This window comes from Streptomyces sp. NRRL F-5727 (assembly GCF_000719555.1).
Classification (GTDB): Bacteria; Actinomycetota; Actinomycetes; order Streptomycetales; family Streptomycetaceae; genus Streptomyces.
The window spans coordinates 1-22,447 of sequence record NZ_JOGX01000011.1; the positions used below are offsets into that span (position 1 = coordinate 1).

A 22,447-nucleotide genomic window follows, 5' to 3' on the forward strand; every position below is an offset into this window, starting at 1 on the left:
TCGACGATCTTGTCGCCCCACCCCTTCCAGTCGACCATCAGCGGCTCTCCCCCCACCGCGGCTGCTCGGCCTGCTCGATCGTCGCCCGGTCGGGATCGAGCGTCTCCTTGAACTCCTCGTCCATCGCGTCACGCAGCTCGCCGTCGAGCAGACCGGACCGCTCCAGGGAGTCCATCTGCGAGTCCACGACGTCGTATCCGGTGTTCTTCCAGGTCTGCTTGACCTCGTCGTGCGCCTGGGTGAAGGACTCCGGGCTCCAGTCCGCCCCGTCCCAGGCGTGCTGGTCGCGGATCGTGTCCCAGCGCATCTGCTTGACCTCGTCCTCCGACAGATGCGGGTTGCCGTTGAGGGAGTTCACGCCGATCTTGATCGTGTCCTTGACGTACTGGTCCTGCTCGGCGAACGAACCCGCCGACAGCCCCACGCCCTGCGCGAAACCGTTTCCCCGCATGGTCAGGGCGCGCACACCCCATTCCCAGCGCTCGCAGAAGGTCTCGAACTGCGACGCCAGCCCGCCGTGGCCCAGTTCGAGGCCGGAGAGAGCCAGGTCGGAGAAGCCACGGCCCATCGTCGCCTCACCGATCATGCCGAGCTCCTTCAGCTCGGCGTGCGCCAGGTCGATGCCCTTCGCGATCTGCGCCAGCGCCGCCGGCGGCGCCACGAGTTCAGGCTGATTCCCGCTCACAGAGCCCCCGCCCCTCGATCCGATCCGGCCGTTTCCGCCGCTTCCCCGAGATCCACCGCCACCGCGTCCGGAACGATCCCCGCCACCGGCGGGAACACCACCCCGTCCGCGCTGCCCGCGTCCAGCGCCACTCCGCCCGGACCCGGCAGCATCGGCACCATCACGTCGAGCAGGCGCGCACCCAGGACCGTCCGGTACGTCCACTCGCGCCCGGCCTCGCCCCGCGCCGCCGCGAACCGCGCCAGCGCCTCCTCGTCCGAGAACGCGCAGATCCACCGCACCCCGTTGAAGTCGGCGGTCCACAGGCTGCCCTGCTCGTCGAACGGCACCAGCACCGCCGTACGCCGGAACTCGCCCAGCAAACGCGCAAACTCGCGCCGGGCCGCGTCCTGCCCGGCGGGCGCCGGGTCGGCCGGCCGCTCCCCCGGCGCGGCGGGCACCGGTGCGGAGGACGCCGCCTCGACCCGCTGCGGTTCCACCGCCAACTCGCTCAGTCTGGAAGCCGGTCGCGGCTTCGGTATCTCATCCCCGTTGTCAGTCACCGCCCCATGCTGTCACGTGATCATTTCCACCAGCAACGACGCGGGGCTCCGCCCGTGCGGACGTACGGGTCGCGGCCGGTTCCGATCGGTCAGTAGCGGATCCAGTGCGGGTCCGGGACCACGGTGAGCAGGGCGGAGAGGGCCATGATCACGGCGAGGACGGTGAGCTCGACGCGGGCCGGGGGCCGGGCGTCGGCGCCGGACAGCAGCCGGGAACGGGCCATCAGGGCCAGCAGGCTGGCGCCGCCGAAGAGGGCGAGCTTCACCAGCAGGACCCTGCCGTACGCGGTGCCGAGCACGGCGTCCAGGGGCAGCCGGCGCAGCGTGGAGACGGTGCCGGTGACGGCGAGGGCCGCGTAGACGCAGGCGGCCATCCGGGCGTACCGGAGCAGCACCTCGCGGCCGCCGTCGCGCAGCCGCAGCACCCGGAGGACGTGGAGCAGGGTGCCGGTCCAGAGCGAGGCGGCGGTGAGGTGGACGACGGTGAGTCCGGTGCCGACGCCGAAGCCGGCGCTCTCGGGGTGGGCGCGCAGCGCCTCGGCGACGATCGCGGCGGCGAGCGGGAGGGCGGCGAGGCCGGGGCGCCGGGAGGCGGCGCAGACCGCGGCGAGCAGGCAGGCGTTGGCGGTGACCAGCAGCAGCCGGCCTTCGCGGAGCCCGTAGACGACGGGGAGGCTCAGCCCGCTGACGGCGGCGAGGAGGAGCAGGAGGCCGGCGGAGGCGGCCGCGGCGAGCAGGGCGCCGGGGGCGGCCAGGCGGCGCGGCAGGGGGCCGGCGCCGGCCAGCCGGGTGCCGGCGAGTTCGCCGACGGCGAGGGCCAGGCCGGCGAGGAGAAGGATCCGGAGCAGGGTGGTGGGGTGGGCCGCGGGTATCCGCAGCTCGCCGGTGCCCGTCCGGGCGAGGCCGGCGCCCAGGAGGGCGACGGCGAGGACGCCGAGGACGGCGGCGGCGGCGAGCACCGCGGCGCCTCGACGGCTCGGGGTGCCGAGGGGTCCGGGAAGCGTCACCGGACGATCGTCACCGAGCCCGGGACGGGCGGCAACTCAGGGTGAAGGCCGCCCGGCCCAGGTCCCGGAGCAGGTCAGGCCCGGGTCACGCCTTGCTGAGGTGGGACCAGAACTCGTCCCACGACAGGCGGCCGTCGCCGTTGTCGTCGCGCTGCTTGATGAGGGCCTCGGCCACCGTCTCGGTGACGTTGAAGTCACCCAGCTGGGCCATGACGCTCTTGTACTCCGCGGCGGTGATGAAGCCGTCCCCGTCCACGTCGTACCGGTTGAATGCCGTGCGTGCCGACTCGATGTCCGCCACTGCTTCCGCCCCTTCTCGGTGCTGTTCTGACGGGGGTCAGATTAGCTGGCCGTCGTGGTGTCCGATGATGGCGGTATGAGCGGTGACGTGACACGGATACTCGAGGCGGCGGCGCGCGGGGAGTTCCCGCCCATGGACGGCGGGACGACGGTGGTGCCGCAGCCGGACCCGCGGGACGCGGGGGTGCTGGCCTTCACGGCCCATTCGGTGGTCTTCGCCGACGTCGATCCGGCGTGGGTGCGGGCGGAGCTGGCGGCGACCGGGAGCGACCCGCTCGCGGCGAGCATGAACCCCCGTTTCCTGGTGCGGCTGATGACGGAGACCGGCCGGCGGATGAACACCGTCGACCTGCTGACGGTCGCCGACGCCCTGCCGGGCCCTCCGCCGCTGGAGCTGCGGGAGATCGAGGACCCGGAGCACCCGCGGGTGGCGCGGGCCCTGAAGTACCGGGACGACGTGCGGGTGTGGGCCGCGGACGGCGGGGTGCTGGTCCTGGGGCGCGGGGTGGCCGGGCGCTGGGAGGCGGCGGTCGAGGTGGACGAGGCGGTGCGGCACCGGGGGCTCGGCCGGGCGCTGGCGACGGCGGCGCGCCATCTGACGCCGGGCGGAGTGGTCTGGGCGCAGCAGTCGCCGGGGAACGCGCGGAGCGTGCGGACCTTCCAGGCGGCGGGGTACCGGCCGGTGGCCTCGGAGGCGCTGCTCACCGCCGCGTGAGCCCGTCCACTATGTGGATGATCGAGGGAAACAACCGGTGAATCGCATAGCCATTCACAGTTTTCAAGGTGAGTGCTGCACGTCACCAACGATTCACAATTAAAACGTCAACATATGTCCGCTTTGATAACGATACTGGCGTTTGGCGGTGTGGCCCGCCGTCTGTCATAGTCGGTGTCACGACCCCCATTGACCCGGGCCAGGTCGCTTTGGCTGCCGTGGATACACCCCCCCGTCCACGGCGCATCACACGGAAGCCCCCAGCAGCCCCACCACGGCGCACGGGGGCTTCCGTGCGTTCAGCGGTCGGTGACCCGCATCTCGAACCAGGTCGTCTTGCCGCGCGGCCCGAGGTCCACGCCCCACCGGTCGGAGAGCTTGTCGACGAGGAAGAGGCCCCGGCCGCTGACGTCGAGCTCGGCCACCGGCATCAGACACGGCAGCCCGCGCGAGGGGTCCCGCACCTCGATCCGGATCCGTCCGGGGCGCCGCAGGGCGCGGAGCGCGAAGACCCGGGCGCCGGTGTGCCGGACCGCGTTGCCCACCAGCTCGGAGACGAGCAGGACCGCGTGCTCGGCGAGGGTCGGGCCGAGCCCCCACTGCCGGAGCACCACGTACTGGGTCATCCGCCGGGCGGTCCTGGCGGACTCCGGCCGCGACGGCAGACGCACGTCGGCCTCCGCCGGGTTCCCCCACTCCCGCATCGCCGCGAGGGCCTCTTCGTCCTCCAGGGTCGGTGTCCACCGCGCGGCGGGCACACCGCCCTGCCGCGGTTGTTCCCTGCTCTCCAGGCCCGCCATGCCCCCCATCATGACCGCCGGAGACGCACCGCGGGGGCCGTTCCGGTGGAATGGCCCCCGCAGGGCGGCGCGTCGCCCTGACGGCCCGTCGGACGACGGGCCGCCGGGCTGACGGCCGGTCGGAAGATCAGGCGAACTTCGCCTTGCCCGGCCCCTCTTCGACGAAGCTGCGCATGCCGGTCTCGCGGTCCGCGGTGGCGAACAGCGCCGAGAACCAGGTCCGTTCCAGGGCCAGACCGGTGTCGATGTCCGCCTCCAGACCCTGGTCGATCGTCTCCTTGGCGGCGCGCAGCGCCACCGCCGGCCCCTGGGCCAGCTTCGCCGCCCAGGCGTGCGCCTGCTCGTACACCTCGGCGGCCGGGACGACCCGGTCGACCAGGCCGAGCGTCAGCGCCTCGTCCGCCTTCACCATCCGGCCGGTGAAGATGAGGTCCTTGGCCTTGGACGGGCCGACCAGGCGGGAGAGCCGCTGGGTGCCGCCGGCGCCGGGGATCAGGCCGAGCAGGATCTCGGGCTGGCCGAGCTTCGCGTTGTCGGCGGCGATCCGGTAGTCGGCGCAGAGGGCGAGCTCGCAGCCGCCGCCGAGGGCGTAGCCGGTGATCGCGGCGACGACCGGCTTGGGGATGCGGGCGACGGCGGTGAAGGAGTCCTGGAGCGCGCGGGACCGCTCGACCATGGCCACGTGGTCCATGACCTGCATCTCCTTGATGTCCGCGCCGGCCGCGAAGACCTTCTCGCCGCCGTAGAGGACGACGGCCCGCACGTCGTCGCGGTCGGTGGCCTCCTGGGCCAGCTCGCGCAGCCGGTCCTGGGTGGCGATGTCCAGGGCGTTCATCGGCGGGCGGTCGAGACGGATCGTGCCGACGCCGTCGGCGACTTCGAGGTTCACAGTCATGGGAGAGAGGTTAGTGCGCGTTAACGCGGACGGGCCCGGTGCCGTTGCTCACAGCACCGGGCCCGTCCGGGACGGCGGGGGTCTAGGCGATCCACTCCGACCAGGACATGTTCCAGCCGTTCAGGCCGTTCTCCGGCTTGATCTGCTTGTCCTTCGAGTTCTTCACGATGACGACGTCACCGATGATCGAGCGGTCGTAGAACCAGGCGGCGGGGGTGGAGCTGTCGCCCGCGCCCCGGGTGTCCGAGAGGCCGACGCAGCCGTGGCTGACGTTCTGCGAGCCGAAGGTGGACTTCGGCGCCCAGTAGTTGCCGTGCACGAAGGTGCCGGAGGTGGACAGGCGCATGGCGTGCGGCACGTCCTTGATGTCGTACTCGCCGCCGAAGCCGACGGTGGCCCCGTTCATGCGGGTCACCTTGTACTTCTCGCTGATGACCATCTGGCCGTTGTACGTGGTCGTGGACGGGGCGCCCGCGGTGATCGGCAGGGTCTTGATGATCTTGCCGTCGCGCTCGACCTTCATGGTCTTGGCGCTCGCGTCGACCGTGGAGACCTGACGGCGGCCGATGGTGAAGGAGTACGTCTTCTTCTGCTTGCCGTAGACGCCCGGGCGGCCCTCGACGCCGTCCAGGTTGAGCTCGACGGTGACCTTCGTCCCGGCCTTCCAGTACTCCTCGGGGCGGAAGTCGAGGCGGTCGTTGCCGAACCAGTGGCCCTCGATCTCGACGGCCGGCTCGGCCGTCACCTTGATGGCCTTCTCCACGGCCTCGGGGTCGGTGATGCCCCGGGTGAAGTTGATGGAGACCGGCATGCCGACGCCGACGGTGGTGTCCGCCTCCGGCGTGTAGTGGCCGATGAAGGTGTTCTTCGGGACCAGGGTGGTGAAGGTGGTGTCCTTCGCCGACTCGCGGCCCTCGGCGTCCTTGGCGATCGCGTGGACCTTGTACTGGGTGCCGGCCGACAGGTGGGCCAGCGGCTCCCAGCTCGCGCCGTCCGCCGAGATCTTCCCCTCGACCGGGGCGCCCTTGGAGTCGGCGACCGTCACGGTCGTCAGCTTGCCCTGCTCGGCGGTGACCTTGAGGGCCCCGCTGGTGGCGACCGAGTCGGCGCCGTCCTTCGGCAGGACGGTCACGACCGCCTGCGAGGCGGCGTTGTCGGGGGCCGCGGTCCCCTGGCCCGTGCCCTTGGCCCCGGTCCCGTCGGCCGTCTTGGACGGCTCCTCGCCGCCGCACGCGGTCAGGACGAGGAGCAGCGCCCCCGTCGCCAGGGCTCCGAGGCGGAGCCCCCGCCGCCGCACCGGCGTCCCCGATATCGGCTGCCCGTTCACTATGGTCTTCTCCCCTCGCACGACCCGGCGGCTGACCGGGCCCCACCCCCATGCGCACGTCCCGTGCACGGCGCTAGATAATCACACCGGAAGACACGAAAGTTCCACGTGAATGTCACCGTTCAGTCCCAGTTGGGGCGGGCCGGAGGCGAGCGGGGAGCGGCTCGCGTCCGGCCCCCGCGCCGGAGCCGGGTCAGCGCAGCGCGGAACCCGCCTTCCAGGCCGCCCAGTCCAGGTTCCAGCCGCCGAGACCGTTGTCCGGAGCGACCTTCCGGTCCTTGGAGTTGACCACCTCGACGACGTCGCCGATCAGGCTCCGGTCGAAGAACCAGCCGGCCGGGGTGTCGGAGCCGCCGCCCTTCACGTCCCGCAGACCCACGCAGCCGTGGCTGACGTTGGCCGAGCCGAAGGTGGCGGGGTCGGCCCAGTAGTTGCCGTGGAGGAAGGTGCCCGACTCGGTGAGCCGCATGGCGTGCGGCACGTCCTTGATGTCGTACTCGCCGCCGAAGCCGACCGTCGCCCCGTTCATCCGGGTCACGTCGTACAGCTCGGTCACCACCATCTTCCCGTTGTACGTGGTGGTCTTCGGCGCGCCCGCGGTGATCGGCAGGGTCGCGAGGACCCGCCCGTCCCGCCGCACCTCCATGGTGTGGGCGGCGGCGTCGACCAGGGAGACCTGGGAGCGGCCGACCGTGAAGCCGACCGTCTTGCGCTGGATGCCGTAGACGCCGGGGGCTCCCTCGACGTCCCGGAGCCCCAGCTCGACCGTCACCTTCGTGCCGGGCGCCCAGTACGCGGCGGGGCGGAAGTCGAGCCGCTCCTTGCCGAACCAGTGGCCGACGACCTCCACCGGCGGGTCGGCGGTGACCCGGATGGCCCGCTCCACCTCGGCCCGGTTCTCGATCGGGCGGTTGAAGCCGAAGGAGACGATCATGCCGGCGCCGACAGTGGAACGGTTCTCCGGCGTGAAGTAGCCGATGAACCGGCTCTCCGGCACCACGGTGGTGAAGGTGGTGTGCCGGGCCGAGCGGTGCCCGTGCGCGTCCAGCGCCACCGCGTCCACGCTGTACTTCGCGGCCAGCGCGAGCCGGGTGGAGCCGGCGGGCCGCCAGCGCAGCCCGTCGGCGGAGAGCGTGCCGGGGACGGCGGACCGGCGCCCGTCCGCCACCTGGGTCACGCTCACCCGTTCGAGCCGCCCGCTGTCCACCCGTACCTCCAGGGGACCGTCCGCGGGCACCGCGCGGCTGCCGTCCTCCGGGACGACCCGGATCACGTCCCCGGGGGCCCGCGCCTTGCCCGGAAGGCCCAGGCCGACGCCTCCTTCCCCGTCCGATCCGGTGCAGCCGGCGAGACCCACGAGGAGCCCCGCGACCGCGAGGAGTTGCCCGGCCCGTTCCCATACACGTGTCACGCGTGGCCCAACGACGACCCCCCTCCAGGGGAAACGTGCGTGCGGGCCATGTTGGGGGGACGGCGCTGCGGGCAGAACAGGGAGGACGACCGGGAGTACACGAGGGTGCGGGAGGACGCGCGGGGCCGGGGCCGGGACGCCCCTGCCCCGGTGCGCGGGCCCGCCGGAGCCGCGGGAGGCCAGGGCGGTGTCGAGCGCAGCCGAACAGCAGGCGGTACCGGAGCATGCCCCGGGACGGACCGCGCCCCCGGTGTGGCCGGGCGCGCCGACCCCCCTCGGGGCCCGCTGCCGGGTCGGACCGGACGGGACCCGGGGCACCAACTTCGCCCTCTGGGCGGGCGGCGCGGAGGCGGTCGAGCTCTGCCTGTTCGCCCCGGACGGCACCGAGACCCGGCTGCCGCTGACCGAGCTCACCCACGAGATCTGGCACGGCTTCGTGCCCGGCGTCGGACCCGGGCAGCGGTACGGCTACCGGGTGCACGGCCGCTGGGACCCGTGGACCGGCGCCCGCTGGAACCCGGCGAAGCTGCTCCTCGACCCGTACGCGCGGGCCGTCGACGGCGAGTTCACGCTGCCGCCCGAGGTGTACGGGCACGTGCGGGACTGGCCGCAGCAGCACGTCGCCGACACCGTCCGCGACGAGCGGGACTCCGCCCCGCACGTCCCCAAGGGGGTCGTCGTACGGGACGACGACGACTGGTCCGACGACCGCAGGCCCAAGACGCCCTGGCAGGACTCCGTCATCTACGAGCTGCACGTCAAGGGCTTCACCGCCCGGCACCCCGGCATCCCGGAGCGGCTGCGGGGCACCTACGCGGGGCTCGCCCACCCGGCCGCGGTCGACCACCTGGTCCGCCTCGGGGTGACGGCCGTCGAGCTGCTGCCGGTCCACCAGTTCGCCCACGAGGACCACCTGCTGCGCCGCGGCCTCACCAACTACTGGGGCTACAACTCGATCGGCTACTTCGCCCCGCACGCCGGCTACTCCTCGTCCGGCACCACCGGGCAGCAGGTCGGCGAGTTCAAGCGGATGGTCCGGGCGCTGCACGCGGCCGGCATCGAGGTCATCCTCGACGTCGTCTACAACCACACCGCGGAGGCGGGCGAGCTCGGCCCCACCCTCTCCCTGAAGGGCATCGACAACCGCGGCTACTACCGGCTCCAGTCGGACGCGCGGCGCTACGCCGACTACACCGGCTGCGGCAACACCCTGCACGTCGTCCAGCCGCAGGTGCTACGGCTCATCACCGACTCGCTGCGGTACTGGGTGACCGAGATGGGCGTCGACGGCTTCCGCTTCGACCTGGCGGCGGCGCTGGCCCGGTCGATGCACGACGTCGACATGCTGTCGCCGTTCCTCGCCGTCATCGCCCAGGACCCGGTCCTGCGCCGCGTGAAGCTCATCGCCGAACCCTGGGACGTCGGCAACGGCGGCTACCAGGTCGGCGCCTTCCCGCCGCTGTGGACCGAGTGGAACGACCGCTACCGGGACGCCGTGCGGGACTTCTGGCGCGGCGCCCTGCCCGACGTGCGCGACCTCGGCTACCGGCTCTCCGGCTCCAGCGACCTGTACGCCTGGGGCGGCCGGCGGCCCTACGCCTCCGTCAACTTCGTCACCGCCCACGACGGCTTCACCCTCCGCGACCTCGTCACGTACGAGCGCAAGCACAACGAGGCCAACGGGGAGGGCAACCGGGACGGCACCCACGACAACCGCTCCTGGAACTGCGGCGCGGAGGGCGAGACGGACGACCCGGAGGTGAACGCCCTCCGGCTCCGCCAGCTCCGCAACCTGCTCACCACGCTGCTGCTCTCCACCGGCGTCCCGATGCTCGTCGCGGGCGACGAGATGGGCCGCACCCAGGGCGGCAACAACAACGCGTACTGCCAGGACAACGAGATCGGCTGGCTCGACTGGTCCCTCCCCGACGACCCCGGCCGCGCCCAGCTCCTCGCCCTGACGAGGCGCCTGCTGGCCCTCCGCCACCGCCACCCGGTGCTGCGCCGCCGCGCCTTCTTCTCCGGCCGCCCGCAGGGCGCGGACGGGCTGCGGGACCTGGCCTGGTTCGGCCCGGACGGCACTGAGATGACGGAAGGCGACTGGTACGCGCCCTCGGCCACGCTCGCCCTCTATCTGTCGGGCCGCGACATACCGGGCCGGGACGAGCGCGGCGAGCAGGTCCTCGACGACAGCTTCCTCGCCGTCCTCCACGCGGGCCCCCGGCCCCTGTCCTTCCGCCTCCCGGGCCCGCCCTGGGCCCAGACGTACGAACGCGTCCTGGACACCGCCCTCGACGACCAGACCGTGCCCCCGGGCACGCTCCACCCGGGCGGGACGGTGCTGGAGGTGGGGGCGCGGTCGGTGGTGCTGCTGCGGGTGGCGGGGTGAGGCGGCGGGGCGTCAGCGGAGGGTGACGTAGCAGACGAAGTCGCCGGAGACGGTGGCCTCGGGACCGGTGTAGCCGTAGCTGACGGTCTCGGTGCCGCCGACCTGGTACGTGCCGGCGGGGTGGGCGTCCCGCGTCCACGCGGCGGGCACGGTGCGGAGGTCCTCGCGGCAGCGCGCGGCCGCGAGGGCGCGCCCGAGGCCCTGCGGGTCCTTGTTCCGGTAGGTCTCGTCGACCCGCTGCACGGCGAAGACCCGCACGTCGGCGTCCTTGCCGCAGGCCACGGGCCGGACGAGGCGGTCCGCCGAGCCGAGGCCGGTGTCCGTCGAGGCGCAGGCGCCGGGCTTCACCTCGACCAGCGCCGCGGTGACCCGCTCGGCGTCCTCGGTCCGCTCCCCCGCCGGGATGCCGGGCACGGTCTGCCCGCCGTGCCCGGTGAGCGTGTACGTGGCGCGCAGCGAGGTGACGCCCCGCAGGACGCCGGCGCCGCGCAGGCCGCGCAGGAGCGGGGCGTAGTCGGCCTCGGCGCTCAGCAGCCGGCCGTCCTTGTCGAGGACCACCGTCACCGGGACCTCGCCCGGCGTCCTCGCGTCCCGGGAGGCGTACCGGATCCCGGCGGGCAGGAGGTCGGTGAGGCTCCTGCCGTACACGTCGACGCGGTACGTCCGCCGGCCGTCCGCGCCGGTCCTGGGCGCGCGCTCCGGGTCGGCGTGGCGGACGACGTCGGCGAGGGTGCCGCCCCAGGGCTCCGACTCGCCCGCGAGGGCCAGGATCTCGCCGACGCGGTCCGTGAACTCCTTGGACCCGGAGGCGTCGTACCGCAGCCAGGTGCCCCGGGCGGTGCGGTAGCCGACGTCGTTCTCCTCGACGGCGAAGACCTGGGGGTCGCGCGCCCCGGAGGGCAGGCCGAGCTCGGTGGCCGTGTCCTCCGGAAAGCCGCGCGGGACGACGTACGAGCGCGTCACGCGGGCGGAGTCCCTCGCGTAGTCGAGGACGCCGGTGGTGGTCTCCACGGCGGTGCCCTCGGCGGAGCCGTAGGAGAGGGTGGCGGTGAAGCGGGCGGAGCCGGTGGCGGCGGTGGCCCGGGCGGCGGCGTTCAGCTGGTCGGCGAGCTTCTCCTCGTAGACCGGCTTCCCGGTCGGCGACGGCGCCTCGGCGGCCGGCTTCCCCCGCGTGCCGGCCGCCTGGCAGCCGACGGCCGCGGCGAGCAGCGGCAGCAGGACGGCGGTCGCGGCGGCTCGTCTCGTACGGGTCCTCATGGTGTCTCTCCCCACCCCTGGTGCGTGTACTGGGCAGGGATCCTACGGGCGGCGTCCGAAAATCGGGTGAGACGTGTCAGTGGTGCCCCCTAGGGTCGGCCCTGATGCCCGAGACACCTGTCACCTCCGAGTCCGTCGCCGTCCGGCGCTCCGCCGTGCGGGTGCTGCTGCGGCTCTGGCCGTATGTGCGGCCCGTGCGGGGGCGGTTCTTCAGCGCCGCCTTCGTCGCGGTCGTCGCCTCCTGTCTGAGCCTCGTCATCCCACTGGTGCTGAAGTGGCTGGTGGACGGGCCGGTCGCGGACCGGGACCCGGGCGGGGTGTGGCTGGGGGCGCTGTACCTGCTGCTGCTCGGGGTCGCCGAGGCCGGGCTGTTCGGGCTGCGGCGGTGGCTGGTGGCGCGGCCGCTGTCGTCCGTGGAGGCGCGGATGCGGGAGGACCTGTACGGGCGGCTCCAGCGGCTGCCGATCGCCTTCCACGACCGGTGGGCGTCCGGGCAGCTGCTGTCGCGCGGCACCACGGACCTCATGATCGTCCGGATGTTCCTGGCCTTCCCGCTGACCTTCCTGGTCGTCAACGCGGTGACCATCCTGGCGGGCTGCGCGCTGCTGCTGGGGCAGGACCGGTCGCTCGGGCTGGTGCTGCTGACGCCGGTGGTGCCGGTGATGGTGCTGTGCTCGTACTTCGAGCGGCGGTACGGGGTGGTGGCGCGGCGGGCGCAGGACCAGGTGGGCGATCTGACGACGGTGGTGGAGGAGAGCGTCCTCGGCATCCGGATCGTCAAGGGCTTCGGCCGGCACCGCAGCCAGGCGGACGCCTTCCGCCGGCTCGCGGAGCTGCTGCGCTCCACGGAGCTGTCCAAGGCGCGGCTGCTCGCCACGATCTGGGCGCTGATCACGGTCCTGCCGGAGCTGGCGATCGGCGCCGCGCTGGTGCTCGGCTCGGTGCGGGTCGCGGACGGCGACCTGTCGGCGGGCACCCTGGTCGCCTTCCTGTCGACGGCGCTCGCGCTGCGCTGGCCGGTGGAGTCGATCGGCTTCCTGCTCGCGATGAGCCAGGAGGCGGTGACGGCGACGGAACGGTACTTCGAGGTGATGGACGCCGAGGAGGAACGGGACGCGGCCGCGCCGGCGGCCGCGCCGGCGGGGGCCGCCGACGGGCTCCGCTTCGAGGGCGTGTCCTTCCGCTTCCCGGACGCGCCGGACGACGCCCCGCCCGTGCTGGACTCCATCGACCTGCACGTGCGGCCGGGCGAGACGCTGGCGCTGGTCGGGGCGACCGGCTCCGGCAAGACCACGCTGACCGCGCTGGTGCCGCGGCTGCACGAGGTGAGCGCCGGGCGGATCCTGCTGGACGGCGAGGACATCGCCCTGATGGAGCGTGAGCGGCTGCGCACGCTGGTGTCCGTGGCGTTCGAGGAGCCGACCCTCTTCTCGGCGAGCGTCGGCGAGAACGTGCTGATGGGCGCGGGCCCGGAGGCCGGGGAGCCGGAGCTGGCGCGGGCGCTGGGCATCGCGCAGGCGGACGGTTTCGTCGGGCGGCTGCCGGAGGGGACCCGGACGCAGGTCGGCGAGCAGGGGCTGAGCCTCTCGGGCGGTCAGCGGCAGCGGCTCGCGCTGGCCCGGGCGGTGGTCGGCCGGCCGCGCTTCCTGGTGCTCGACGATCCGCTGTCGGCGCTGGACGTGCACACCGAGGCGCGGGTGGAGGCGGCCCTGCGCGAGGTGCTGAAGGAGACGACGGCGCTGGTCGTGGCGCACCGGCCGTCGACGGTGATGCTGGCCGACCGGGTGGCGCTGCTGTCCGGCGGCCGGATCGCGGCGGTCGGCACCCATCAGGAACTGCTGCGGAGCAGCGCCGAGTACGCCTGGCTGATGTCGGGCGGAGGGGACGGGGAACGGTGACGGACACCACGCTCGTGGAGCCGGAGGAGGAGCGGGCGGACGGGCCCGGTCCGGGCGATCCGTTCGACCGGGACGACCTGCCGGCGCCGCGCGGGGCGACCGGCGCGCTGCTGCGCTCGCTGCTGGCCGCGCACCGGTTCCGGGTGGCGGTGGCGGCGCTGGTGCTGCTGGTGAAGGAGGCGGCGGTCCAGGCGGGCCCGCTGCTCGTGGCGTACGCGATCGACCGCGGGGTGCCGGCCTTCCGGGCCGGGGACCACGGTCCGCTGGTCGCGGTGGCGGCCGGCTGTCTGCTGTGCGCGGCCGGAGCCGGGGCGCTCCAGTACGCGTTCGTCCGGGGCGCTGCGCGGATCAACCAGGACGTGCTGCTCGATCTGCGGGGGCGGATCTTCCGGCACGCACAGGTGCTGAGCGTGGACTTCCACGAGCGGTACACCTCGGGGCGGCTGATCTCGCGGTCGACGACGGACGTGGAGTCGCTGCGGGAGCTGCTGTCGGAGGGGCTCCAGGAGCTGATCGGGGTGGTGCTGTCGTTCGTGTCGATCGCGCTGGTGCTGCTCTGGCTGGACCTCGGGATCGGTGCGGTGGCGGTGGCCTCGTTCGGGCCGCTGTACCTGCTGGTGCGCCGGTACCGGCGGCGGGCGGGCGCGGTGTTCGCGGAGCGGTCGACGGCGATCGCCGGGGTGATCGTGAAGTTCGCCGAGACGATGAACGGGATCCGGCCGGTGCGGGCGTTCCGCCGGGAGCGGGTGAACGACGCGGAGTTCGCGGGGCTCAACCACCGGCACGAGCGCAGCAACGGCGACGCGCTCCTGGAGATGGCCCGCTATGTGGTCGGCTCGCGGCTGGTGGCGAACACGGCGGTGGCCGGAATGTGCCTGTGGGGCGCCTACCGGGTGGCGGCGGGCTCGCTGGAGCTGGGCGTGCTCGCGGCGGCGGTGCTGTACGTGCGGCGGCTCTACGACCCGATCGACCGGCTCGGCATGTTCCTCAACTCGTACGAGTCGGCGGCGGCGTCGCTGTCGAAGATCGCGGGTCTGCTGGCGCAGGAGCCGGGCGTGCCGGAGGCGGCGGCGCCGCGGGAGCTGCCGGCGCGGGCCGGGACGGCACCGGGGCGGGAGGTCGTCTTCGACGGGGTGCGGTTCGCGTACCGGACGGGCGGCGAGGTGCTGCCCCGCTTCGACCTGCGGATCCCGGCGGGGCAGACGGTGGCCGTGGTCGGCGCGACCGGCGCCGGCAAGTCGACGCTGGCGAAGCTGCTCGCCCGCTTCTACGACCCGACGGACGGCCGGGTGCTGCTCGACGGCGTCGACCTGCGCGAACTGGCCACGCCGGAGCTGCGGCGCGGGGTGGTGATGGTGACGCAGGAGGCGTTCCTGTTCTCCGGGACGGTCGCGGAGAACATCGCGATCGGCCGCCCGGACGCCGGCCGGGAGGAGATCGAGCAGGCGGCGAAGGCGATCGGCGCGCACGAGTTCATCGCCGGGCTGCCGGACGGCTACGACACCGACGTACGGAAGCGGGGCGGCCGGATCTCGGCCGGTCAGCGCCAGTTGGTGGCCTTCGCGCGGGCGCTCCTCGCGGACCCGGCGGTGCTGATCCTGGACGAGGCGACGAGCTCGCTGGACGTGCCGGGCGAGCGGGCGGTGCAGCACGCGATGGACACGGTCCTGGCCGGCCGTACGGCGGTGGTCATCGCCCACCGCCTGTCCACGGTCGAGGTCGCGGACCGGGTTCTGGTCATGGAGGCGGGCCGCGTCGTCGAGGACGGCCCGCCGGCCGACCTGATCGCCGGGAAGGGCCGCTACGCCGGCCTCCACCGCGCCTGGCGCGACTCCCTGACGGGCTGACGGACCGGACGGGGGCGGAGGTTCCGGTTCCCCGCGAAACGATCCGGCCATCGGTTCGGTAAAGCCGTCCCGCGTCCGAAGGGCGGGACGGCGGGTGGCGCTCCGGCGGCCCGGCGGGCGGACGACTCGGCGTTCCCGCACGCCGAACGGGGTGTGACACCGCGCCCAAGATCGATGAAACGTCCGGTTAACGAACGCGCCCGTGCGCGCAGCGGACGACTTCCGGCCAAGTTATTGACGCGCTCCTGACAGATACCGCCGGTAGCTGCCAGTCTTCCCCCCGGTTCCTCGCAATCACGTTCGTCGCGTCACCCGATCGTGCGTCATCGCTCTGCTTGCTCCGCCCGGCCCGTTCACCCAGCGGCCCGGTACCCCCCTCGCAAAAGGAGTTCGCGTGAGATCCACGCCCAGCCGCCGTGCCACCGCGACCGGCGCGCTCATCGCCGCCGCCGCCATGATCGCCGTCGGCGTCCAGGCCGGCAGCGCCTCCGCCGACAACCTCGGCACGGCCGCCGCCCCGGCGTCGGCCCTCGGGAAGGTCAACCCGGGCAAGCTCCCCGCCGACCTCTCCCCCGCCCAGCGCACCGCGCTGATCAAGGCCGCCGACGCCGACAAGGCCGAGACGGCCAAGGAGCTGGGCCTCGGCTCCCAGGAGAAGCTGGTCGTCCGCGACGTGGTCCAGGACCGCGACGGCACGACCCACACCCGCTACGAGCGCACCTACGCGGGCCTCCCGGTCCTCGGCGGCGACCTGATCGTGGCCGAGTCCAAGGCCGGCGCCACCACCGGCGTCTCCAAGTCCTCCCGCGCGGAGCTGAAGAACGTCGACCTCACGGCCGACGTCGCCCCCGCCGCCGCGGAGAAGCAGGCCGTCGGCGCGGCCGCCGCCGAGGGCTCGAAGGCCACCAAGAGCGAGCGCGCCCCGCGCAAGGTCGTCTGGATGGGCCAGAACGGCGCCCCGGTCCTCGCGTACGAGACCGTCGTCGGCGGCCTCCAGCACGACGGCACGCCGAACGAGCTGCACGTCGTCACCGACGCCAAGTCCGGCGCCAAGCTGTACGAGTGGCAGGCCGTGCACACCGGCACCGGCAACACCCAGTACAGCGGCCAGGTCACGCTCGGCACCGCGCCCTCGTACACGCTGACCGACACCGGCCGCGGCAACCACAAGACGTACAACCTCAACCGGGGCACCTCCGGCACCGGCACGCTCTTCTCCGGCTCGGACGACGTCTGGGGCGACGGCACGCCGACCAACCTGGAGACGGCCGGCGCCGACGCCCACTACGGCGCCGCGCTCACCTGGGACTACTACAAGAACGTGCACGGCCGCAGCGGCATCCGCGGCGACGGCGTCGGCGCGTACTCCCGGGTCCACTACGGCAACGCGTACGTCAACGCCTTCTGGCAGGACTCCTGCTTCTGCATGACGTACGGCGACGGCTCGAACAACACCAAGCCGCTCACCTCCATCGACGTGGCCGCCCACGAGATGACCCACGGCCTCACCTCGGTCACCGCCAAGCTCGTCTACAGCGGCGAGTCCGGCGGCCTCAACGAGGCCACCTCCGACATCTTCGCGGCGGCCGTCGAGTTCTACGCCAACAACCCGAACGACAAGGGCGACTACCTCGTCGGCGAGAAGATCGACATCCGCGGCAACGGCACCCCGCTCCGCTACATGGACAAGCCCAGCAAGGACGGCTCGTCCAAGGACGCGTGGTACTCGGGCATCGGCTCGATCGACGTCCACTACTCCTCGGGCCCGGCGAACCACTTCTTCTACCTGCTCTCCGAGGGCAGCGGCGTCAAGACCGTCAACGGCGTGACCTACGACTCGCCGACCTCCGACGGCCTGCCGGTCACCGGCATCGGGATCGACAAGGCCCGGATGATCTGGTTCAAGGCGCTCACCACCAAGTGGACCTCGTCCACCAACTACGCGGGCGCCCGCACCGGCACGGTCGCGGCCGCCGAGGAGCTGTACGGCGCCGGCAGCCCCGAGGCCCTCGCCGTCCAGCACGCCTGGGCCGCCGTCAACGTCGGCACCCGCCCCGGCACCACCCCGCCCACCGGCACGGTCTTCGAGAACACCGCCGACGTCTCCATCCCGGACTCCCCCGGGGCCGCGGTGACCTCCTCGGTCAACGTGACCGGTCGCACGGGCAACGCTCCCAGCAACCTCTCCGTCGGCGTGGACATCGTCCACACCTACATCGGTGACCTGGTCGTCGACCTCATCGCCCCCGACGGCTCGGTCTACAACCTGCACAACCGCTCCGGCGGCAGCGCGGACAACATCAACCAGACCTACACGGTCAACGCCTCGTCCGAGGTCGCCAACGGCACCTGGAAGCTCCGCGTCCAGGACAAGGCGTCCATCGACACCGGCTACATCAACAGCTTCAAGCTGACCTTCCCGTAAGGGGAACGGCACGCACGAGGCGCGGACGCCCGGAGGGAGCCTTCCCTCCGGGCGTCCGCCCGTTCACCCCAGCTCGTCCCGGGAGACCAGCCGCCCCGCCGCGAAGCAGAGCCGGTAGACCGGACGCTCCGCGAAGACCGTCGCCCGGTAGTAGCGGCACTCGTCCACGCCCCCCGGCTCCGGCGACAGCCCCGCGGGAAGCCGCTCCAGCGCGTGGTCCGGCAGGTCCTCCACGAGCTCCGCGTACGCCTGGCCGACCAGCAGCCGCGCGTAGTTGTCGGGCTCCAGGTACGAGCGGGACTGCGACCACACCGCGACGCCCGCCGTCAGCACCGCCAGCGCGGCCAGCAGCGCCAGCGGGATCCAGATCGCCCGCACCAGGTCCTTGCGCACCCGCCGCCGGGCCCGGTCCAGCTCCCGGGCCGAGGTCGGCGCGGCCGGCACCGCCGCCGGCGCTCGCCGGGGGAGCACCGCCGTCAGCGCGAACCCGCCGCCGCGCACCGGGCCGTGGGTCAGCGTGCCGCCCGCGAGCCGCACCCGCTCGTCGAGACCGACCAGGCCGGAGCCCCCGGAGGCGGGCGGCCCCGAACCGGCGCCCGGCCCGCTGACCACCCGTACCGTCACCCGCTCGCCGGTCTCCCGGACCTCCACCGTGACGGCCGCGCCCGGGGCGTGCTTGGCCGCGTTCGTCAGCCCCTCCTGCACCACCCGGTGCAGCGCCCGCCCCGCCATCCCCGGCAGCTCCGGCACCACGCCGGAGTGCGCCTCGCCGGAGTGCGCCTCGCCGGAGAGCGTCACGTCGAGGCCCGAGGCCCGCGCCCGGTCCACCAGGTCGCCGACCGTCTCGTCGGCCGGCGCAGTCGGGGCCCCCGCGCCCTCCTCCCGCAGCACCCCGACGACGTCCCGCAGCCGCTCGGTCGCCTCCGCCGCCGCCCGCCGCAGCTCGCCGGCCGCCCGCTGCTGCTCCGGCCCGAGCCCGGGGTCCACCTCCAGGACGCCCGCCCGCACCGCGATCAGCGCCAGGTCGTGGCCGAGGGAGTCGTGCATGTCCCCGGCGATCCGGGACCGCTCCCGCAGCCGCTCCCGGTCGGCGACCGCCGCCTGCTCCCGCTCCATCCGGTCCGCCAGCTCCCAGCCGCTGCGCACCAGCCGGTCGTACTGGCGCACGTACCGGCCGACCAGCCAGGGCGCCACGATCGCCAGCGCGAGGGCGAGCAGCAGGGTGAACCAGGGTCCGAGCGAGGTGCCGGTGAGCCGGGTGAGCAGCAGCCCCACCGCCGCCACGCCGCCGAACAGCCAGAGCGAGCCGCGGGTGTGGTCCTGCCGGCGCCCGGCGAGATAGCCGAAGGCGACCAGGGCGAGGCTGTACGAGGGGGTGAACAGCTCCAGCGAGGCCGGCAGGCTCGCCGCGCAGGTGACGGCGAGCGGCAGCAGCGGCCACCGGCGGCTGACGGCGACGCAGCCGCCGAGCACGGTGACCCCGGCGGCGACGTGGAGCCAGGACCCGCCGTCGTTCGGGTCGGAGCGGAGCAGCACCGGGACGGAGAGCAGCAGCCAGAGCGCCAGGTCGACGAGCCGGCGGCGCGCCGGGGAGGTCTCAGGCACCGGGCGGTCCCTCCGCCACCAGCCCGGCCTCGTGGGCGAGGACCGCGAGCTGGACGCGGTTGCGCAGGCCGAGCCGGGCCAGGACCGCGCTCACATGGGCCTTCACGGTGCCCTCGACGACGTGCATGCGGGCGGCGATCTCCTGGTTGGAGCAGCCGGCGGCGAGCAGCGAGACGACCTCGCGTTCGCGGCCGGTGAGCGGGGCCAGCCGGGCGCGGGCGTCGGCGGCGCGGGTGAGCCGCTCGCCGCCGAGGGTGTCGATGACCCGGCGGGCGACGGTGGGCGAGAGGGCGGCGCCGCCGCCGGCGACGGCGCGGACCCCGGCGATCAGCTCGCGGGGGTCGCCGGACTTGAGGAGGAAGCCGCCGACGCCGCCGCCGAGGGCGCGGGCGATGTAGTCGTCCTCGGAGAAGGTGGTGAGCATGACGACCGCCGTGTCCGGCAGGGTGCGGCGGAGCGCGTCGGCGGCGGCGAGGCCGTCGAGGCGGGGCATCCGGATGTCGAGGAGGGCCACGTCGGGCCGGTGGAGCCGGGCCAGCTCCACGGCCTCGTGGCCGTCGCCCGCCTCGGCGACCACCTCGATCCCCGGGTCGGTGGTGAGGATGGCCCGCACCCCGGCACGGATCATCGCCTCGTCGTCGGCGAGCAGCACCCTGATCATGCGCTCCAGCGTAGGCCGTGCCCTTCGGGCCAGGCCGATCCTGGGCACCCGGGGCCCGGAAGCGGGCCCCGGGCGTGCGGGCTACCGCAGGAGCACTCCCGCGCCCCGGTTCGCCGCGCCCTCGCCGCCGGGCTCCTCCGGCAGGGCGACGAGGCCGGTTTCGGCGGGGTGGGCGAGGAGCGGGTGGGCGGGCAGCACGCGGACCGTGCAGCCGAAGGATCCGGTGCGGTCGAGCTCCAGGGTGCCCGCGTAGGGCTGCCGGCCCTCCAGGTCCGGGCCGCCGGCCGGTTTGAGCGTGACGGTACGGGTGGCGCTGAGGGTGTCGTCGGCGTCCACCCGGCCGGTGACCGCCTGCACCTCCACGTCGTCGGGGGCGAGGCCGCCGAGCGCGACCCGGACCCGGACGACCGGGGTGGCGCCCAGTTCGGCGCCGGCCTCCGCGAGGTCGTCGCCGATCTCCACGTGGTCCACGGAGACACCGGGCCAGGCCGCCCGGACCCGGGCCTTCCAGGCGGCGAGCTCCCGGGCGCGGTCGGGGGTGAGCGCCCGGCGGGCCGCGGCGGCGGGGACGTACAGCCGCTCGACGTAGTCGCGGACCATCCGGTCGGCGAGCACCTTGGGGCCGAGGTCGGCGAGGGTGCGGCGGACCATGGCGGTCCAGGCGGCGGGGACGCCGTCGGCGCCGCGGTCGTAGAAGCGGGGGGCGACCCGGCGTTCGATCAGCTCGTAGAGGGCGGCGGCCTCCAGGTCGTCGCGGCGCTCCTCGTCGGCCGCGGCGGCACCGTCGGCGGTGGGGATGGCCCAGCCGAACTCGGGCTCGTACCACTCGTCCCACCAGCCGTCGAGGACGGAGAGGTTGAGGCAGCCGTTGAGGGCGGCCTTCATGCCGCTGGTGCCGCACGCCTCCAGCGGGCGCAGCGGGTTGTTGAGCCAGACGTCGCAGCCGGGGTAGAGGCCGCGGGCCATCTCCATGCCGTAGTCGGGCAGGAAGACGATCCGGTGCCGGACCCGGGGGTCGTCGGCGAACCGGACCAGTTCCTGGACGAGTTTCTTGCCGCCGTCGTCGGCCGGGTGGGCCTTGCCGGCGACGACCAGCTGCACCGGCCGCTCGGGGTGGAGCAGCAGGGCGCGCAGCCGCTCCTTGTCGCGGAGCATCAGGGTGAGCCGCTTGTACGAGGGGACCCGGCGGGCGAAGCCGATGGTGAGGACGTCGGGGTCGAGGACGCTGTCGGTCCAGCCGAGTTCGGCGGCGGCGGCGCCGCGCTGCCGCCAGGAGGCCCGTACCCGGTCCCGGACGTCGGCGACGAGCCGGGTGCGCAGGGCGCGGCGCAGCTCCCACAGCTCGCGGTCGCCGGCGTCGGCGCCGAGCCGGGTGACCTCGGGGGCGGTCCAGGTGGGGGCGTGGACGCCGTTGGTGATCGAGGAGATGGGCACCTCGTCGGCGTCGAAGCCGGGCCAGAGTCCGGCGAACATCTCCCGGCTGACGGCGCCGTGGAGGGTGGAGACGCCGTTGGCGCGCTGGGCGAGGCGCAGTCCCATGGCGGCCATGTTGAAGACGCCGGGGTCGCCGCCGAGCGGGGTCTCGTCGCCGAGGGCGAGGACGCGGCCGGTGTCGAGGCCGGGGAGGGCGCCGTCGTCGCCGAGGTGGCGGGCGACCAGTTCGCGGTCGAAGCGGTCGATGCCGGCCGGGACGGGGGTGTGGGTGGTGAAGACGGTGCCGGCCCGGACGGTTTCGAGGGCGGCGTCGAAGTCCAGTCCCGCGCCCTGGAGTTCGCGGATCCGTTCGAGGCCGAGGAAGCCGGCGTGGCCCTCGTTGGTGTGGAAGACCTCGGGTTCGGGGTGGCCGGTGAGCCGGGTGTAGGTGCGGACCGCGCGGACGCCGCCGATGCCGAGGAGCATCTCCTGGAGGAGCCGGTGCTCGCTGCCGCCGCCGTAGAGCCGGTCGGTGACGGACCGCTCGCCGGGGCCGTTCTCCTCGACGTCCGAGTCGAGCATCAGCAGCGGGACGCGGCCGACCTGGGCGATCCACAGGTGGGCGTGGAGGCTGCGGCCGCCGGGCAGGGCGAGGGCGATCCGGGCGGGGGTGCCGTCGGGTTCGCGGAGCAGGGTGACGGGCAGTTCGCCGGGGTCGAGGACGGGGTACTGCTCCTGCTGCCAGCCGTCGCGGCCGAGGGACTGGCGGAAGTAGCCGTGGCGGTAGAGGAGTCCGACGCCGATGAGCGGGACGCCGAGGTCGCTGGCGGACTTGAGGTGGTCGCCGGCGAGGATGCCGAGCCCGCCGGAGTACTGGGGCAGGGCGGCGGCGACGCCGAACTCGGGCGAGAAGTAGGCGAGGGCGGCGGGCCCGTCGCCGGAGCCGCGCTCCTGGTACCAGCGGGGCCGGGTCAGGTAGGCGTCGAGGTCGTCGGCGGCGGCGGTGAGCCGGGCGAGGAAGTCGCGGTCGGTGGCGAGCGCGGCGAGCCGGGGCGCCTCCAGGGCGCCGAGGACGCGGACGGGGTCGGCGCCCGCGAGCCCCGCGGGGGCGAGGGAGTCGAAGAGGGCGCGGGTCGGTTCGTGCCAGGACCAGCGCAGGTTGCGCGCCAGGGCGGCGAGGGGTCGAAGGGTGTCGGGGAGGACAGGACGCACGGTGAATCGACGGATTGCCTTCACGTGTCCCACCTTCGCAGGCCGGTGACGGAACGGA

17 protein-coding genes are annotated in these 22,447 nt (G+C 73.9%); 5 read left to right on the plus strand and 12 right to left on the minus strand.

The window, feature by feature from the left end; translation table 11 throughout:
* Positions 1-37 precede the first annotated feature (37 nt).
* From IF73_RS0110910 to IF73_RS0110925, 4 genes are all read right to left on the minus strand, one after another.
* A complete protein-coding gene (locus tag IF73_RS0110910; protein ID WP_031006095.1) occupies positions 38-685 on the minus strand; it encodes a hypothetical protein in 648 nt (215 codons plus the stop codon).
* On the minus strand, positions 682-1,227 hold the full coding sequence (locus IF73_RS37595) for an SseB family protein (protein ID WP_031006097.1): 546 nt from the start codon (positions 1,225-1,227) through the stop codon (positions 682-684). The genes IF73_RS0110910 and IF73_RS37595 overlap by 4 nt, the downstream gene beginning before the upstream one ends.
* Before the next feature lie 89 nt (positions 1,228-1,316).
* The gene (locus IF73_RS0110920) at positions 1,317-2,234 is read right to left on the minus strand and encodes a CopD family protein (protein ID WP_031006099.1); all 918 of its coding nucleotides are present in this window, start codon (positions 2,232-2,234) and stop codon (positions 1,317-1,319) included.
* 85 nt (positions 2,235-2,319) lie between these two features.
* Positions 2,320-2,535, minus strand: a complete 216-nt coding sequence (locus tag IF73_RS0110925; protein WP_015036303.1) for an EF-hand domain-containing protein — start codon at positions 2,533-2,535, stop codon at positions 2,320-2,322.
* 75 nt (positions 2,536-2,610) lie between these two features.
* On the opposite strand from IF73_RS0110925, the gene IF73_RS0110930 reads away from it, so the two are divergent.
* Positions 2,611-3,249: a GNAT family N-acetyltransferase gene (locus IF73_RS0110930; protein ID WP_031006101.1), complete on the plus strand. Its 639-nt coding sequence runs from the start codon at positions 2,611-2,613 to the stop codon at positions 3,247-3,249.
* Between the two features lie 299 nt (positions 3,250-3,548).
* Here the strand turns inward: IF73_RS0110930 and IF73_RS0110935 are convergent, their stop codons facing one another.
* From IF73_RS0110935 to IF73_RS0110950, 4 genes are all read right to left on the minus strand, one after another.
* Complete coding sequence (locus IF73_RS0110935) at positions 3,549-4,049, minus strand: ATP-binding protein (RefSeq protein ID WP_031006103.1); 501 nt, start codon at positions 4,047-4,049, stop codon at positions 3,549-3,551.
* 127 nt (positions 4,050-4,176) lie between these two features.
* Positions 4,177-4,944 (minus strand): enoyl-CoA hydratase/isomerase family protein, encoded by a 768-nt coding sequence (locus IF73_RS0110940; protein WP_031006105.1) that lies wholly within the window; start codon positions 4,942-4,944, stop codon positions 4,177-4,179.
* 82 nt (positions 4,945-5,026) lie between these two features.
* Entirely contained in the window at positions 5,027-6,271 is a 1,245-nt protein-coding gene (locus IF73_RS0110945) for a L,D-transpeptidase (protein ID WP_037878870.1), read from the minus strand.
* Between the two features lie 193 nt (positions 6,272-6,464).
* Positions 6,465-7,682, minus strand: a complete 1,218-nt coding sequence (locus tag IF73_RS0110950) for a L,D-transpeptidase (RefSeq protein WP_031006109.1) — start codon at positions 7,680-7,682, stop codon at positions 6,465-6,467.
* A 187-nt stretch (positions 7,683-7,869) separates the two neighbouring features.
* On the opposite strand from IF73_RS0110950, the gene glgX reads away from it, so the two are divergent.
* A complete protein-coding gene (gene glgX, locus IF73_RS0110955) occupies positions 7,870-10,071 on the plus strand; it encodes a glycogen debranching protein GlgX (RefSeq protein ID WP_031006111.1) in 2,202 nt (733 codons plus the stop codon).
* Positions 10,072-10,083: 12 nt separating this feature from the next.
* On the opposite strand, the gene IF73_RS0110960 is transcribed toward glgX, so the two are convergent.
* Positions 10,084-11,328, minus strand: a complete 1,245-nt coding sequence (locus tag IF73_RS0110960; RefSeq protein WP_031006113.1) for a hypothetical protein — start codon at positions 11,326-11,328, stop codon at positions 10,084-10,086.
* A 104-nt stretch (positions 11,329-11,432) separates the two neighbouring features.
* On the opposite strand from IF73_RS0110960, the gene IF73_RS0110965 reads away from it, so the two are divergent.
* The 3 genes from IF73_RS0110965 (at position 11,433) to IF73_RS0110975 (ending at position 17,498) form a co-directional block, all read left to right on the plus strand.
* Positions 11,433-13,226, plus strand: a complete 1,794-nt coding sequence (locus IF73_RS0110965; RefSeq protein WP_037878873.1) for an ABC transporter ATP-binding protein — start codon at positions 11,433-11,435, stop codon at positions 13,224-13,226.
* Positions 13,223-15,073, plus strand: coding sequence for an ABC transporter ATP-binding protein (locus IF73_RS0110970; protein ID WP_051716674.1), 1,851 nt, complete (start codon positions 13,223-13,225; stop codon positions 15,071-15,073). The genes IF73_RS0110965 and IF73_RS0110970 overlap by 4 nt, the downstream gene beginning before the upstream one ends.
* Before the next feature lie 394 nt (positions 15,074-15,467).
* A complete protein-coding gene (locus IF73_RS0110975; protein WP_031006119.1) occupies positions 15,468-17,498 on the plus strand; it encodes a M4 family metallopeptidase in 2,031 nt (676 codons plus the stop codon).
* A 63-nt stretch (positions 17,499-17,561) separates the two neighbouring features.
* Here the strand turns inward: IF73_RS0110975 and IF73_RS0110980 are convergent, their stop codons facing one another.
* The 3 genes from IF73_RS0110980 to glgP form a co-directional block, all read right to left on the minus strand.
* Complete coding sequence (locus IF73_RS0110980; protein ID WP_031006121.1) at positions 17,562-19,103, minus strand: sensor histidine kinase; 1,542 nt, start codon at positions 19,101-19,103, stop codon at positions 17,562-17,564.
* Positions 19,096-19,764 carry a response regulator gene (locus tag IF73_RS0110985; protein WP_031006123.1) on the minus strand — a complete coding sequence of 223 codons (669 nt, stop codon included), beginning with the start codon at positions 19,762-19,764 and terminating at the stop codon, positions 19,096-19,098. Before IF73_RS0110985 ends, IF73_RS0110980 begins: the two co-directional genes overlap by 8 nt.
* Positions 19,765-19,845: 81 nt before the next feature.
* Positions 19,846-22,413, minus strand: a complete 2,568-nt coding sequence (gene glgP, locus IF73_RS0110990; RefSeq protein ID WP_031006125.1) for an alpha-glucan family phosphorylase — start codon at positions 22,411-22,413, stop codon at positions 19,846-19,848.
* Positions 22,414-22,447: the final 34 nt, after the last annotated feature.